Below are 15511 nucleotides of genomic sequence, written 5' to 3'. Positions count from 1 at the left end.
CATCCAGGCTTACCTGCCGCGAAAGTCTGCAGCCCTTTTTTCAAGGAAGGCTTTAGTCCCTTCGCGGAGGTCATCCGTGTTAAACAAGATTGCGAAACATTTGGCTTCGTGTTCGAGCCCCTTCTCTATATCTAAACCCATGCCCACGTTTACGGCGCTCTTTATCATAGCCCGTGCCAAGGGCGCTTTTGCTGCAATCTGCTTCGCCATTTTCATCGATTCCTCTAAGAGGCTGCCATCCTCAACCACGCGGTTTACAAGCCCTAACCGGTACGCCTCTTCGGCCGGGACGGGCTCCCCTATCAACAACATTTCTTTGGCTTTTGATGCTCCGATTAACCTCGGCAACCTCTGAGTCCCACCTGCTCCGGGCAATACGCCAAGGTTAATCTCGGGCAGGCCGACTTTCGCGCTCCTGGATGCGATCCTGAGATCGCATGCCAAAGCCAGTTCCAGACACCCGCCCAGGGCAATCCCACCTATTGCAGCCATGGTAGCCTTAGAACTATTTTCGATGCGATTGAATACTTTCTGAATCCCACGAGACCAGACAAATGCATCATACGATTTTTCAATTTGGCTGACCTCCTTGATATTGGCCCCCGCCCCAAATAGTTTTTCTCCTCCCCAGAACACAGTCACTCCGATACTGTTATCGTTCTCGAGTTCGTCCAACAACTTACTTAACTCTGCCAGCATCTGATGACTCAAGGCGTTCATCTGTGAAGGATTATTTAACGTGACCAGTGCAACCGCACCATCGACATCCAGTTTTAAGGTCTCGTACATTTCTTCATTCCCCCTGACAAATCCTGTACAGGCTAAGCTCTCAACGCGGTGGTTAAACCGCCATCAACGATAATTATCTGCCCAGTAGTGTAGCCGGCTTCATCCGCCGCTAGTGCCAGCACGATGTGAGCTATGTCTTCGGGCAATCCCAAACGGCCGCCAGGGATAGATTTTGCCAGTTTTTCTTTTGCCTCCTTGGGCATGCCCTGGGTCATAGGCGTTTCCACCAAGCCAGGTGCGACGCAATTTACGGTGATGCCGTTTCTAGCCAACTCCAAAGCAGCTACCTTGGTCAAGCTCGCCACCCCAGCCTTTGCGGTAGAGTAAGCAGCCTGATAGGCATTTCCGAGATAAGCAGCCGAGCCGATGTTGACAATTCTTCCATATCTCTGTTGAGACATGGGGCCTAAGGTTGCCTGAATGCAAAATAAGGTCCCTTTGAGATTCACCCGGTGAACCCTGTCCCAATCCTCTTCAGATAACTTCTTAAGCGGAGCGTCAAATAGAATTCCAGCACAATTAACCAAAATATCTAATTTACCCCACTTTTCCACCGTAGCCTGAACTACGTTCTGGCAATTCTCCTTTGATGCCACATCACATTCTAAGGAAATCGCCTCTCTTCCTAGCTGCCTAATTGTATCAGCAACGCTATCGGCGCTTTTTTTGCTAATATCCACAACCGCCACTTTCGCGCCGTTTTTGGCCAAACTCATGGCAATTGCTTGTCCGATGCCACTTCCTCCTCCGGTAACCAACGCTACTCTGCCTTCCACCGTCATCGTCATACCACCCTTTCAAAATCATACTCTAACCCGGATTCCTACGAATAACTGAGTATTTCGGTTTCGAACAAGACTGTATCCCTTATATCCTTTGGCCGAATTTACGGAAATCACTGCTTTGTATGTCGATTCGCTCACTATAGCTTGCCGTAATATATAACTCCATCTTGCAGGCACCTGCTTATGACGCCCCTGAAGACCAAGTGGGTCAGATGAGACAAGGCTTCACCGACTGCAAATACCTTTTGCGTGATAGGAACTTCTTCCCATGTCTCGTATTCCATATCCCACGTCATCTTGCTGGCTACCTCCGTTGCAGTCATGAAACGATCTGCAAGTATTCCCAATATTTCCTTCAAGCGAACCCGATGATGGAGCATCAATTCTTGAATCCTTTTATGACAATCGGTTAACGCTGCGCCGTGTCCTGGGAAAACCAGTTTGACGTCCAGGGTATCAACCTTCTCCAGGCTTTCAAGGTACTCGCCAAGGTAGTCTCTCTGCGTTGTCCAAGGCGCTTCCCATATCGTGTTGTTGGGAGTAATAGTACCGAGAATATGGTTCCCGCTGAAGAGTAATCCCTTTCCCTCCTCGTACAGGCAAACATGGTCAGGAGCATGCCCAGACGTCACTACACAACGCAAGTCATACTCCCCTACCTTGATGTGAGTGCCGTCGTGAACTACACACACGTTGTTAAATGGCTGGCTCATGTAGGTATAGCCTAGGTTATCCAAAGTGTCATCCGTCACCCATTCCAGTAATCCACTCTGTTGCGTTATATTGTCGAAGTAAGTGGTAAAGTCCCTGGTTTGGTACAGCCAAGCAGTGTATTCCCCCGTGTAGACCACGGTTTCGGGCCTTACTAGAAACCCTGTTAAACCACTATGGTCAGCGTGCACATGCGTGACAAATATGTCAGTATCGTCCATAGAAAAGCCAAGCTCCTCCATCGCGCGTTGCACTGCTACCTGACAAGCGTTATGGTTAAACCCGGTGTCGATTAAAAGGTTTCTATCCGTACCGCGAATAAAATACCCATTCACAGACTTTAGAGGGTTACCCGGAAGCGGGATTTCTACCCTATATAGTCCCTTTTGGAGTTCTTCAATCATTTTGACCTCCTGATCCTTTAGACGGTTCGCGCCGCCACAGCGCAGCAATACTGCCTAGCCACCTGGCTACTTGACCCTCATGGATGATTTTTCAGCTACCTGCCCAAAAAAATTCTTAAAAGCTGAGGAGAGATGTCTCCCTCCCCAGCTGTCTCTATCGATAATGTCTCAATAGGATCTACTTATACTGGAAGAATCCGCGTCCGGTCTTTCTGCCATAATGGCCAGCGCGTACCAGTTTTTTCAACAGTCCAGGTACCCGATATTTTGAATCCTGGGTTTCATTGTAAAGGGTGTTCATAACCATCAGTAACACGTCCAGCCCTATCATATCAGCCAATGCCAGCGGGCCGATGGGATGATTGGCACCCAGCTTCATGCCTTGATCGATATCCTCCGCGGTCGCGATTCCTTCCTCAAGCACTCTGATAGCCTCGGCGATCATCGGCACCAGGATTCGGTTAACCGCAAATAACGGTGCTTCCTGAACGGTGATACACGTTTTACCAAATTTCTCGCAGACCTCTTTCGCGATGTTATACGTTTCATCCGAGGTTTCAAACCCCTTGATAAGTTCCACCAGGCGCATCACTGGAACCGGGTTAAAAAAGTGAGTCCCGATAACCTGGGATGGCCGACGGGTCGCCGATGCCATTTCGGTGATGCTGAGCCCAGAAGTATTGGTGCAGAAGATAGTATTTGACTGACAAATTCCGTCCAGATCACGGAAAAGCTGCTTCTTGATGTCCATGTTTTCAATTATCGCTTCAAAGACGATGTCAGCCTGTGCCAAGTCTTCAAGGCCCAAGGACGGTTTCAGCCTTGCCATCACCGTGGCAGCTGATTCCTTAATCTGTCCTTTTTCTTCCATCCGTTTCAAGTTCTTTGCAATGAGTTCTGTTCCCTTGTCCACGTAGTCCTTCGATACATCGGTCAAAATAACATTGTAGCCGCCCGTTAGAGCCACTTGGGCTATTCCAGCCCCCATGGTTCCAGCTCCGATTACCGCAGCTGTTTCGATTGCCATTACTTCTTCCTCCTTTATCTTAGCTAATTATTTCCTTTACCAATACCAACTTAGTACTATCTGATGTTAATAGTCAAAACTCTCAGGACTCGAATCCAGAACAGAAGTATCGCCATCGCGTAATATCTCCGTCAGGCTCCATACATTCGGAACCACATTCCTTAAGTAGTACCTCGCTGACAGAATCTTGGCGTTGTAGAACTGGTAATCGTAGTGATCGGTCCCTATTTCTCCTATCCTTCGCTGCGCTATTAAGGCCTGCTCCAAGAGACACATCCCGCCATAGAGCTGGGCTGTCGCAGTTAGAATCCGCCGGGCAAACGTGGGCATCATACCAGGCTTTCCTGTGCTGAGATAGCCTCTCATCACGTTCATGAGGTCTTTGTAGGAATCCAATGCCCTTGCCAGATTAGCTAGCTCCTTTTTCAATGTCTCCTCGGTTTTGTTGGCCTCGATGAAATCTTCTATACTCTTTAGAAATGCATTGAAAACAGAACCTTTTCCGAGGTTCCACTTCCGCCCTACGAGATCCATTCCCTGAATAAAGTTAGTTCCTTCCCAAATAGAAAGGACTTTACAATCGCGAGCTGCCTGCGCCACTGGGTACTCTTCGCAATATCCGTATCCCCCGTATGCTTGAATAGACTCGGCAATAAGAGTCCAAGCTTCGTCTGACGGGTACGCCTTGGCCAAAGGAATAAGGCAGTCAACCATTGCCGCTGCAGCCTTTCTGCGACCGTTGTCCATATCATGTTTAGCTACATCCATGTAGTAGGAGGTTTTCATAATAATAGCGCGGCATGCTTCAGACGTAGCCTTGTTCAAAAGTAGCATCCGCCTTACGTCTTCGTGATTGATGATGGCAGTTCTTTCTCCTTGTTGGTTGCGTCCTTGAATACGTTCTTTGCAGTATTCCGCCGCGTTCCAATACGCGTTTGCCGCCAAGGCTAGGGCAAAAATTCCGGTAGTAAGCCGCTCTTCGTTCATCATTTGAAACATTTGAGCTATACCCTGTCCCTCACCCGTCTCCGCGTTATACGACCCTAACAGCCAGCCACGGCAGCCGTCATTCTCGCCAAACGCAAGTGCTACTGTAGAAGACCCCTCTAGACCCATTTTGTGCTCAACTCCGACAGCCTTGACGTCATTCGGCTCCAGACTACCATCCTCGTTGACCCAGTATTTAGGAACTACGAATAGGGACAAACCCTTAGTGCCGGACGCAGCCCCATCGATGCGGGCCAAAAAAAGATGGACAACGTTTTCTACGTGATTTCCGTCACCACCGGTGATGAATATTTTGTTGCCCCTAATCTTGTAAATACGCGGATTATCTGTGGGATAAGCCTTTGAAAGTATATCGCCCACATCAGAACCGGCACTAGGCTCAGTTAAACACATGGTGCCTGACCATGACCCGTCGAACATTTTAGGGAGAAACATGTTCTTCAAGCGTTCATCGCCGAAGGATTCGATAAGTCCCGCTGCTCCGGTTGTTAAAACAACGTAGCTCATCAACGAAGGGTTAGCGGCTATCAGTAGCTCGTTTACAACGTTCAGAAGCGTTAGCGGGAGTGCACCCTCTCCGTGTTGATCGAGGTTGCTTGTGCCCCAGCCGTTTTCCTGAACGTACTTGAATAGCCCCTTGAAAGACTCGGAGACAAACACCTCTCCGTCTTTTAAATAGACAGGATTGTTGACTCCATCGTTAGCAGCTGGAGCGACTACTTCTTTCGCAATCTTGTATATCTGGTCCAATATCGGGTCTACGTCATCCACAGTGTAGTAGTCTTTAAACCTGTCATAACCGAATATCTGGCTAAGCGGGAGCCATTCTTTCAATATGAATTTGTGCTCTCTTGTCTTGTACGCGTAATTATACGACATGTCTCCAAACAACCTGCCTTTCCACTTGTTGGTCTCAATCCCTTTCCTCATTAGGTTGGCTAAGTGTTCTCATGGAGGTGCAGTTATCAAATCTGCTCTGCAACGACCCCCCACTTGAACAAAGGCCAATATAGCATCCCTCCTCTCTTATCTGCCCTGTCCTACAAGTCTACCGGCGATTAGTTACTGACCCTTACCGGGTTTTGCTTGAGCCCCGACACCTTCGCTTTCCCTAGGCGATCGATTTATTTGTTCTCAACAGATGTGCGGAAACATGGCGCCGTGGGGAAATATCCGTTCAGGTCCGGAGTTCAATTTAATAGACCTTTCAGACCCCGTTATCACAGTGTCGTGCAATTTCTGTGCCAAAGGTGTAACAAGCAAAAGGTCTGGATAGCCAGGAATCAACACAGCTCTTGTAAGCAGGAGGTAGGCTAAGCCGTGCGAATGGTCATAGAATTCTACAGCATGCCGCGCCCCTAGCACGGTAAGTCATCTCCGCGCTGAGTTTGCTTGTTTGTTATTTTAGGTTCATTCGTGAAATTGCATGGTTTCACTGTTTTGGGAGCAGTTTCAATCGTGAAACAGTTCACCACTTCTTTATAAATCCGTCAGCACGCATAGCCCACAAATGTTTGATGGGCGCGTTGCGGCTCTTGGCATGTTATTTGCATTGCATACCTTGAGAACAAGCTAAGTAGAACTGGGGGTGGAATCGGAAGTTAAGCGTATCAGATTAAACCGATCATTTTTAGAGACGAAAGGAGTAGTTTCGAAATGCGCGATGTCGTAATAGTAAGTGGGAAAAGGACCGCAATCGGCAATTTTTTAGGAGCGCTTAAAGATTTTTCTGCAGTTGATCTAGGAACAATTGCGCTCAAAGCTGCCATTAATAGTGCTGGCATCAGCCCGGATACCATAGAAGAAGTCGCCGCCGGGCATGTATACCAGGCCGGTTGTAAGGGAAATCCAGCAAGGCAAATCACCATCGGCGCTGGCTGCCCGGTGGAAACGGTTTCGGTTACTGTCAATCAGCAATGCCCTTCGGCCATGCGGGCCCTCGAAATTATTAGCCAGGAAATCATGCTAGGCAAGATCGACGCGGGTGCTGCCGTAGGCATAGAAAGCATGAGTAATGTCCCTTATCTCTTGCTCAAAGCTCGCACTGGTTACCGCATGGGAAATGGAGAGCTTGTTGACGGCATGCTCTACGATGCGTTGATAGACGCGTTCGGAAACGGTCATCAAGGAATTACCGCTGAGAACCTGGCAGAAATGTACAATATCAGCCGAGAAGAACAGGACGAGTGGGCCTTCATAAGCCACCAGCGTGCCTGCCAGGCTATCAAGGAGGGCAAGTTTAAAGACGAAATAGTGCCTATCGAAGTAAAGACTAAGAAAGAGACTTTCCTGTTTGACACCGACGAACATCCTAATCCGGACACCACGCTAGAGAGCTTGGCTAAACTCAAGCCTGCTTTTAAGAAGGACGGAACCGTCACTGCCGGAAACGCGTCGTCAATTAATGATGCGGCGTGTGCAGCCGTGGTTATGGCTCACGACAAGGCAGTGGCATTAGGAATCAAACCGCTCGCCCGCATAGTGGCCACCGCTTCGGCGGCTGTTGAACCGCGCATTATGGGTATCGGTGTGGTTCCGGCGGTCAAACGGGCCCTTAAATTTGCAGGAATGAGCTTAGATAATGTTCAGCTTTGGGAGATCAATGAGGCGTTTGCAGCTCAGTTCCTTGCGTGCAATCGTGAATTGAAGCTCGATACGGAAAAACTCAACGTAAACGGGTCTGGGATCTCCCTAGGGCATCCCGTAGGGTGTACCGGACTTCGTTTAGTAATTACCCTTATAAACGAGATGAAACGCCGGAACCTGAGATACGGGTGTGCAGCCCTCTGCGCGGGTGGAGGCCCTGCCATGGCAACCATTATCGAAGTTCTCTAGGTAATACCTCTATAGACTGAAAGGTTGATACACAGTCAGCCTGAAGAAGCCAGGTTGGGGAGCCCTCTAACGGGGGCATTGTATCCCCAACCATTTGGGCACCAGTAGTGTAAGTACCAAAGACTAGGTCAATGGAAGATCCGAGAGGATGTTGGCATGATTTTTGCTTACAGCCCATGTATAAGAGGTAATTGGTCTGAATTTGTACAGTATGACCTGGATAAGAACCCCGAGTGAGGAATCAAACCATGAAAACCAGCGGATACAATTACACTGCCGAAGATAAGGTAAAAATAGTGATCGATTTTATTAAGTCCGGAAAACCGGTGTCTGAGTACTGTCGTCAGTATGGATTGTCAGAACCGGAACTCCGCGAGTGGAAAGCTCAGCTGGTGAAAGGAGCCAGAGATTACTTTCGTTATGGAAGTGTAACCGTTGAAAACTATCGCAAGCGAGTGCGCCAGTTAGAAGCAAAAGTCGAAGGACTGGAATTGGAAAATATCTCCTTGAAAACGGCCTTGCGCTTTTTGAGGGAGAACATTTAGATAGAAAATACCTTTATTTTCTTATAACACATCCCTTTATCCCTTTGGTGTCCCTCCCCCCCCAAATGGAGAAAGCCCGCAGTATACCTGCGGGCTTTCTCGTTTTTATTTGGCGGTTATAAGAAATCGAACCTTAACCTTCTGTGGGTATCCTCATCCCATAGAATGAACGCCATACGAAAATTAGAGCTATGATCAAGAACACACCGCCAGCTACGGGAGCTACCCCTCTAAAGGATTCGGATATGGCTATTTCCATGGCCAATAAACCGAATAAAGTCGTAAACTTGATAATCGGGTTCAGTGCTACTGCCGAAGTATCCTTGAAAGGGTCGCCTACGGTATCGCCGACTACGGTAGCGTCATGCAACTCAGTTCCCTTTTCCTGCAGGTCGACTTCTACAACCTTTTTCGCGTTGTCCCAACACCCACCGGCATTAGCCATGAAAACTGCCTGGAATAAACCGAATACTGCGATTGAAATCAAGTAGGACACGAACAGCGCTACCGGTGCTTCATAGTTCTTCGGCGCCGACAGACATGCAAATGCCAGGGCAAAGGAGAATATGGCTATAAAGATGTTGAACATCCCGGATTGAGCATACTGGGTACATATTCTTACCACTTCTTTAGACTTTTCTGTGGCCGCTTTTTGGCTAGCGTTTTCATCAAGACTGATGTTTCTCTTAATGTATGCGACCGCCCTGTAAGCGCCAGTAGTGACTGCCTGCGTTGACGCACCAGTAAACCAGTAGATCACAGCTCCTCCGCATATGAACCCTAAGATACAGTAAGGATTCAGTATGGTAAGAATACTTTCCGGCTTTACGCCTAGTACGCTCTGAATAACCAAAATTAACGAGAATATCATGGTCGTGGCACCGACCACAGCCGTACCTATTAGCACTGGCTTGGCGGTTGCCTTAAAGGTATTGCCCGCGCCATCGTTAGCTTCGAGGTAGTATTTTGCCTTGTCGAAATCCGGAGCGAAACCGAAATCTCTTTCAATTTCTTTCTCCACGTCGGGAATAGCTTCAATCAGAGAAAGCTCGTAGATAGACTGCGCGTTATCGGTAACGGGGCCATAACTATCAACCGCAATGGTGACCGGACCCATGCCCAGCATTCCAAAGGCCACCAGACCAAAAGCGAATATGGAGGGATAGATCATAATCTCGTTTAACCCCTGCCCGCTTGCATAGTAGGCAATGTACATAAGCACTAAGAACACCATGCCGATCCAAAACGCGCTGAAATTGCCAGCAACCAGGCCCGAAAGGATATTCAATGACGGGCCTCCTTCCCTGGAGGCTTTTACGACCTCTGCTACGTGCTTTGACTTGGGACTGGTAAAAATTTTGGTAAATTCAGGTATGAGAGCTGCCCCCAGGGTACCACAGCTGATGATAACGGCCAACACCGCCCACAGTCGCTGTAGCTCAGGAGCCGCTCCTGACCCCGGTCCCAAAATGTAATAGCTGGCAGCAAACGTACCAACGATAGACAAGATTGAGGTAATCCATACCAGACTGGTCAGCGGTTGTTCAAAGTCGATCTCATCTTTGTTGGCGTATTTCGCCTGGCTCATAGCTCTGTTAAGGTAGAACGAAGCCACTGAGGTAATAACCATTAAAACACGCATTACAAATATCCAGGTAAGAAGGGTAGTCTGTAGTGCGGGTGCCACCGCCAGGACGATGAATGTGACCAGCGCTACGCCTGTGACCCCATAAGTCTCGAATCCATCCGCGGTAGGTCCTACACTGTCACCTGCATTATCCCCGGTACAGTCGGCAATTACCCCTGGATTACGGGGGTCGTCTTCTTTAATCCCAAACACGATCTTCATCAAGTCAGAACCGATGTCGGCAATCTTGGTGAAAATCCCGCCAGCAATTCTCAGGGCACTGGCCCCTAGGGACTCACCCACTGCAAAGCCGATAAAGCTGGCCCCTGCCAATTCCCGAGGGACGAACAGCAGGATAATCAACATCATAATCAGCTCGACGCAGACCAGAAGCACCCCGATACTCATTCCTGCGTCGAGAGCAATGTTCAAGACCTTAAGCGGCTTTCTCTCCAGTGCGGCAAAAGCTGTCCTGCTGTTAGCCAGTGTGTTCATACGAATGCCATACCAGGCCACGCTGTAGGAACCAAGAATGCCTATTATAGTCCAACCCAGTATAAGCAATACCCCACTAATTGGTGTATTCTGCAGGAAGCCAAAGTAGAAGGCTATACAGAAGCCTATAAAGGCAAAAAGTATAACCAAGAATTTACCCTGCTGAATGAGGTAGGTCTTACAGGTCTCATAGATGGTGTTAGCCACATCCAGCATAGACTGATGGGCCTTATACTGCTTGACCTTCATAAACTGGTACAAGCCAAAAAGCATCCCTAAAACGCACACCAGAATCCCGCCCAGCAGAAGATGGTTTTGCGATTGGCTCAAGTGCGGTATCTTCAAATTGGCTTCACTTGCAAACGCTACTGCCGGCGAAAACAATACGAACATAAGGCTGAGTAGGCCGCTACGCATTAGCGTCGCTAGTTTGTCATTTAACACGATGATTCCACCTTTCAGTTAAAATTGATATCCGCGAAACAAGCAAATTCTTATTTTGTGCGTGGCAGGTTGCACCACACTAAGTACACCTGGTCAAAAATCGAGAGTCACCCAGGGATAACTGGTATCCCTGGATAGACTCTCACAACCGGGAAGAACCGTTACTTACTATAATAGAAGCGGCATCACGTAAATATCTATCCTTTTACCACCGGGCCTGGTACTGGTAAAAGCACCTTGCCGAAAGCCCCGTTTACTATAGCCGCTGCTCCGAGATAATTGCCGCACAACCCTACCAGAATCAACAGATACCCGGCAAGCGGTTTCAGAATCTCCGGATTGCCGAACCATTTCGTATCCATCCCGACTATCATCCACAGCACAACGTCAACCACGCATACCATGATAAACATGAGGGCGCTGCTTCCTCTCGCATAGGCCGGGGTAAGCAAGGTTAAGAACAATGCTCCTGACATCCACAGGTATCCTTCCACAGCAGTATAAGGAATTACACCTTTCCCAATCATCAGATACTTGACGTACATTCCTATACCTGTTGCCAGCATGAAGAAAGCTGAGAAAAACAACATCACATTGCCTCCGGTCATGTGCCCTTCTTTCAATTCAACTATTGCTGTCAAGAGTTGTACGATGAACGCTGCTACTAACCAGCCTGCTAATAGAGGAATACCTTCTAATGGAACTTTGCCCAAGAAAGAAAACCCAAACCCAATCGCTGCTACGCCTAGAGCCGCCATCGCAGCCGGTCCTGGAGATGCCCATCCTTGTCGTGACATTTTTTACTCCTCCTCTCTCACGTATGAAAATCGCATGATGTCAAGCTAGATGAAAAATTCTTCATTTGTTATTCTTGGGCGTTCGCGAGTGATTCAAGCTGTATCGCACCGCTCGCTACGTCTTCTTTAAGCTTGAACTTGCGAAGCTTACCGGTTGCCGTCATAGGAAACTCTTTTACGAATGCGTAATAACGCGGCCTTTTGAAACGGGCTATATTGTCCAGGCAAAACTTGTCCAGCTCCTCTAATGTTGGCAGGTCGTCGAAGGATTTTGGAATGATTATCGCCGCAACTTGCTCGCCCCAATACTCATCGGGTACACCTATTACAGCCACCTTATCCACTTTCGGGTGCTCTTTCAGCAGGTTCTCGATTTCCGCCGGATAGATATTTACCCCGCCACGAATGAGCATGTCCTTTAACCGGCCAGTAAATCTGACGAAGCCACGTTCGTCCATAACGCCCAAATCTCCGCTGTGTAGCCATCCTTCCTCGTCAATAGTGATTGCCGTGCCATCCGGGTCATTATAGTAACCCTGCATTACCTGGTAGCCGCGAATACAGATTTCACCTTCTTCGCCAATAGGAAGAACCGCTCCGGTCTCCCTGTCTGCAATTTTGAAGTCTATCATAGGATATGGTTGTCCGATGGTTTCAGCCTGGTCTTCCGGTGAATCATCACGGAAGGTTTGGGTATAACCGCCATGTGCCTCGGTCTGGCCACAGACGATGGAAATATCGCAGTTTAAGATACTTTTAAGGCGTCGCACCAGGTCTGCCTCGACTTTGGAGGCCCCGGAAAGTATATACTTCCAAGAAGAAAGATCGTATTTGCCCAGGTCGGGGTAGGCCAATATAGCTTCCATCATCGTCGGAACGAGCAGTGAAAACGTTCCCTTATACTCTTCCATCAGAGACAGGAATAGAGGCACGTCGAATTCTACAACCAGCACGTGTGTGGCTTGCTGCTGCAGAGTCCCCAGAGCCGCGAAGCCGTTACCTCCCATGTGGGACATTGGCATGACGTTAACCCACACAGCTCCGTTTTCCAAACCCGCGCGCTGAGCCATGAACCTGATGCTGTTCGTCATGCCGAAATGATTGAGTATGGCTCCTCTAGGAGCCCCGGTTGTGCCTGACGTGAACATGATTACATCAATATTTTCCGGTTTGACCTCAGGCAATTCTACCGGTTTCCCGGTGTTCACGAATTCATCCAATCTCTGCAGATCATAAACATCTTGTAAAGAAGGTAATGATCCCCGTATAGATTCAATGGTGTCCATCATTCGGTTTCCGCGATATTCTTCCATAGTGAAGATTGCCGATACTCCAGCCGTCTTCAGAATGTGCTCGATTTCCCGAACATTATAAGCTGGGTTAAGTGTAACCCTGACCATTCCCGCCATGGCAATACCGTATTGCATTAAGGCCCATTCCACAATATTGGGCGCCATGATGGCAATTCGGTCTCCGGGCTTATACTTGTTGAGCAACGCATGGGCTATGCGCTCGGCGTCCCTTAGGAGTTCAGCATATGTCCAGGTCCTGCGTTTGCTCGCATCAGGAATGCCCTCGATCAGTGCCAGGCGATCCGGAACTTCAAATGCATTCTTTCTTAGCCAGAACGGAATGGTAGTATGATACAGCACATGATGAGTTTCTCCCGACCAAAATGATTCGGTTAAACGTCTTTCGCGATATAATGCGGACTTTCTCTGAAGAATACCGTTAGCAATAATTTCTCCCTGAAATTCGCTCACATTATTCCCTCCTCAAGAAACTTTTTGGCGATGGCCCTGTCAACGATCATTCACTAAGTGGGGATTCACAGACTTCCTGTATCTCCTTTGCTTCACCGTGCTCTTTGTTTCTAGTTATTATGATCCGCTCTCAGCCTCCTCACACAGCCTGGTTTAAAGGAGCTCCTTTTAGATTCCTCAGTCCCAAAATGTCTAATTGCGTCGTTTCATTTCGATGCTTATGCAAGAACGATGCCAATGCTTCCCCGGCTCAAGCTCTAGCTTCTGATATCACTTCACCGAGCGGGGCATTATTGATATCCGGCCTGTTTTCGCTTCATAATCAGGCTAGGAAGTTTCACTCGTGTAACCCATCATTGCAAAAATGAACCGCTGCCTGAGTATGCGAGCTGGCAGCGGTTTCGTAGTTTTCTATATCAAAATCCCGTCGGCAGATTGAATCCTAACATAAGAACTCCATCAAGGTAAAGATGGTCACGATAATTATTTTGAACGGGCACTAGGCTCCCTGGCCCCCTCACCACTAGCTAGTGTCAAGTGCGCGTACAGCTCACAAAGGCGATAATTGGTTGCCTTAAGACGGTTTATCCTTTCCCTGATATAGCTACTGTCGCCTCTGCCCTCTGACAGCAGGCTTTCGACCATCCGCAGCTCTTCGTTGATGTAGGCAAGTGCCTGCTTCAAAAGGTTATCCATCTCCTTGTTGATCCTTTCGGTTAGGTTCGAAGTGAGGCGGTGGATGTTCTTTTCAACCTCATACGGTATCTGTTTCAAGAAATACCGGCGGAAAACGTTTTTGAAGATGAACATGGGGAAGAAGAACCAGAGCAGGTCCAGGTGGAAGTCGAAAGACCTGCTGATGGAGATGTTGGGCTTTTTCATTTCGCCCAGCGTCATCTCCCATTCTTCGGCCCGCATTTTGACCCCCAAAACCCGTTCCAGGTTCTCGCTTAGCCTCTCCCGGAAAGACTTGAGGTAGAACGAGAGGTGTTTCTTGACGGCATTCAGCAGCTCGAACGACTTTTCTTCCTGGGCCAGGATCTCGCTGAGTTCGGTGTGCAGGGCTTGAGCCAGCCATTTTTCAAACTGCCTAGTTACCTCATAAAGGTTCCCTTTAAAGGTTTCGAAGGCAGTGTTGTATTCATCGATTATCTTGAGTTCTATTCCGCTCCGGAAGGCCTCAAAGTAGGTCCTCAAGCTTTCCCTGGTCTTTTCCTTGTAGCTGGCGATGATTAAGGTAAGCTCCCGGCGGACGAAGTGCGAGTTGAGATGCTGGTCTAGAATGATTTCTTTTATCTTCTGCTTTTCTGCCTCCATTTTGGTCGACGCCTCGTAGCCTATCTCAAGATAAGAGATGCAGGCTTCGACCAGCGTAGACATTTTATGCGAGAGTATCTTGAAGAAGACGCGGATACGGTTCTGAGCCAGGGGGAAAAGCACCTTCTCTTTCAACTCCCGGTTGTAGCGGTCAGCGTTCTGGTAGGCCGAGTGCCGGTAGATGGGGAAACCGCCTTTGAAGTTCCGTTTCAGCACCTCGGCGGTGAACGCTTCGATGTCCTTCAGCTGGTCTTCGCCGAAAAGGTCTACCTTAGTGATCACCACGGCGATTTCCGGGGTATACAAATAGGTCTCTTTCAAGAAGTTCAGTTCGCTTTCCGATATCGCCCTTTCGGCGCTGATCAGGAACAAGACCCCTCCCGTTTCCGGGAACCACCCGGTGGTGGTTTCGGTGTTGTGCTGCCATACGCTGCCGATCCCGGGGGTGTCGACCAGCCTTATGGCCTTGAAGTCCTCCAGGGTTGGTACCTCGATGTCGACCGAGAAGACATCCCTCTCGTTGCCCGGGTTTCCCGATTCGGAAACGAAGTCCTGAATCTCATCGATTGGAATCTCTCGGCTGGTTCCGTCCAGGAAAGAAACGGTAGCCTTTTCTTGGCGCCCGTATCTTATCCTGGTTATCACCGACGTGACCGGGATATTGCCCACGGGCAGGAGGGGACGTTGGATAAGGCTGTTTAAAAACGAGCTTTTACCCGCCTTGAAGGAGCCCAAAACCGCAACATCCAGGTATTGGTTCTGTTCAGTAAAGTTTTGTATACTTTTCACGGTTTTCTTAAGAGAACTCAAGCCGAAGTCGTTACAGGCAGACTCCACCTCATCCAGTATTTTTCGAGTCTCTTCCAGAAGTTTCTTTTCCGTCTGCATCTCGGTTTTTCACCTCCAAATGTCTTCTGGCAACTTCCTACTTCATCAAAAAGGCTCGTCCCCTAATAAAGAAAGC

General features: G+C 48.6%; 11 protein-coding genes. 2 read left to right on the top strand and 9 right to left on the bottom strand.

Translation table 11 applies throughout. The features are described from left to right. Positions 1-9: 9 nt before the first annotated feature. The 5 genes from HPY90_RS06010 to HPY90_RS05990 form a co-directional block, all read right to left on the bottom strand. Entirely contained in the window at positions 10-789 is a 780-nt protein-coding gene (locus tag HPY90_RS06010; protein WP_287192359.1) for an enoyl-CoA hydratase/isomerase family protein, read from the bottom strand. Between the two features lie 32 nt (positions 790-821). After that, positions 822-1571 (bottom strand): SDR family NAD(P)-dependent oxidoreductase, encoded by a 750-nt coding sequence (locus HPY90_RS06005; protein WP_287192356.1) that lies wholly within the window; start codon positions 1569-1571, stop codon positions 822-824. A gap of 140 nt (positions 1572-1711) precedes the next feature. Next, positions 1712-2689, bottom strand: a complete 978-nt coding sequence (locus HPY90_RS06000) for an MBL fold metallo-hydrolase (protein ID WP_287192353.1) — start codon at positions 2687-2689, stop codon at positions 1712-1714. A gap of 178 nt (positions 2690-2867) precedes the next feature. After that, entirely contained in the window at positions 2868-3710 is an 843-nt protein-coding gene (locus tag HPY90_RS05995; RefSeq protein WP_287192407.1) for a 3-hydroxyacyl-CoA dehydrogenase family protein, read from the bottom strand. A gap of 72 nt (positions 3711-3782) precedes the next feature. Further along, positions 3783-5603 carry an acyl-CoA dehydrogenase family protein gene (locus tag HPY90_RS05990; RefSeq protein WP_287192350.1) on the bottom strand — a complete coding sequence of 607 codons (1821 nt, stop codon included), beginning with the start codon at positions 5601-5603 and terminating at the stop codon, positions 3783-3785. A gap of 777 nt (positions 5604-6380) precedes the next feature. On the opposite strand from HPY90_RS05990, the gene HPY90_RS05985 reads away from it, so the two are divergent. Further along, positions 6381-7559, top strand: a complete 1179-nt coding sequence (locus HPY90_RS05985) for a thiolase family protein (RefSeq protein ID WP_287192347.1) — start codon at positions 6381-6383, stop codon at positions 7557-7559. A 248-nt stretch (positions 7560-7807) separates the two neighbouring features. Further along, complete coding sequence (locus HPY90_RS05980) at positions 7808-8104, top strand: transposase (RefSeq protein WP_013174664.1); 297 nt, start codon at positions 7808-7810, stop codon at positions 8102-8104. 133 nt (positions 8105-8237) lie between these two features. On the opposite strand, the gene HPY90_RS05975 is transcribed toward HPY90_RS05980, so the two are convergent. The 4 genes from HPY90_RS05975 to HPY90_RS05960 all read right to left on the bottom strand — a co-directional run bounded on the left by HPY90_RS05975 (position 8238) and on the right by HPY90_RS05960 (position 15435). After that, complete coding sequence (locus tag HPY90_RS05975; protein ID WP_041433315.1) at positions 8238-10643, bottom strand: sodium-translocating pyrophosphatase; 2406 nt, start codon at positions 10641-10643, stop codon at positions 8238-8240. 224 nt (positions 10644-10867) lie between these two features. After that, positions 10868-11467: an acetate uptake transporter family protein gene (locus HPY90_RS05970; protein WP_287192342.1), complete on the bottom strand. Its 600-nt coding sequence runs from the start codon at positions 11465-11467 to the stop codon at positions 10868-10870. 68 nt (positions 11468-11535) lie between these two features. Next, a complete protein-coding gene (locus HPY90_RS05965; protein ID WP_287192339.1) occupies positions 11536-13230 on the bottom strand; it encodes a class I adenylate-forming enzyme family protein in 1695 nt (564 codons plus the stop codon). A 483-nt stretch (positions 13231-13713) separates the two neighbouring features. Beyond that, the gene (locus HPY90_RS05960) at positions 13714-15435 is read right to left on the bottom strand and encodes a dynamin family protein (RefSeq protein WP_287192335.1); all 1722 of its coding nucleotides are present in this window, start codon (positions 15433-15435) and stop codon (positions 13714-13716) included. Positions 15436-15511: the final 76 nt, after the last annotated feature.

It is taken from the genome of Syntrophothermus sp. (genome assembly GCF_013314835.1).
GTDB lineage: Bacteria > Bacillota > Syntrophomonadia > Syntrophomonadales > Syntrophothermaceae > Syntrophothermus > Syntrophothermus lipocalidus.
Note: the sequence above shows the minus strand (reverse complement) of the source record. Positions and strands in the feature narration are given on the sequence as shown.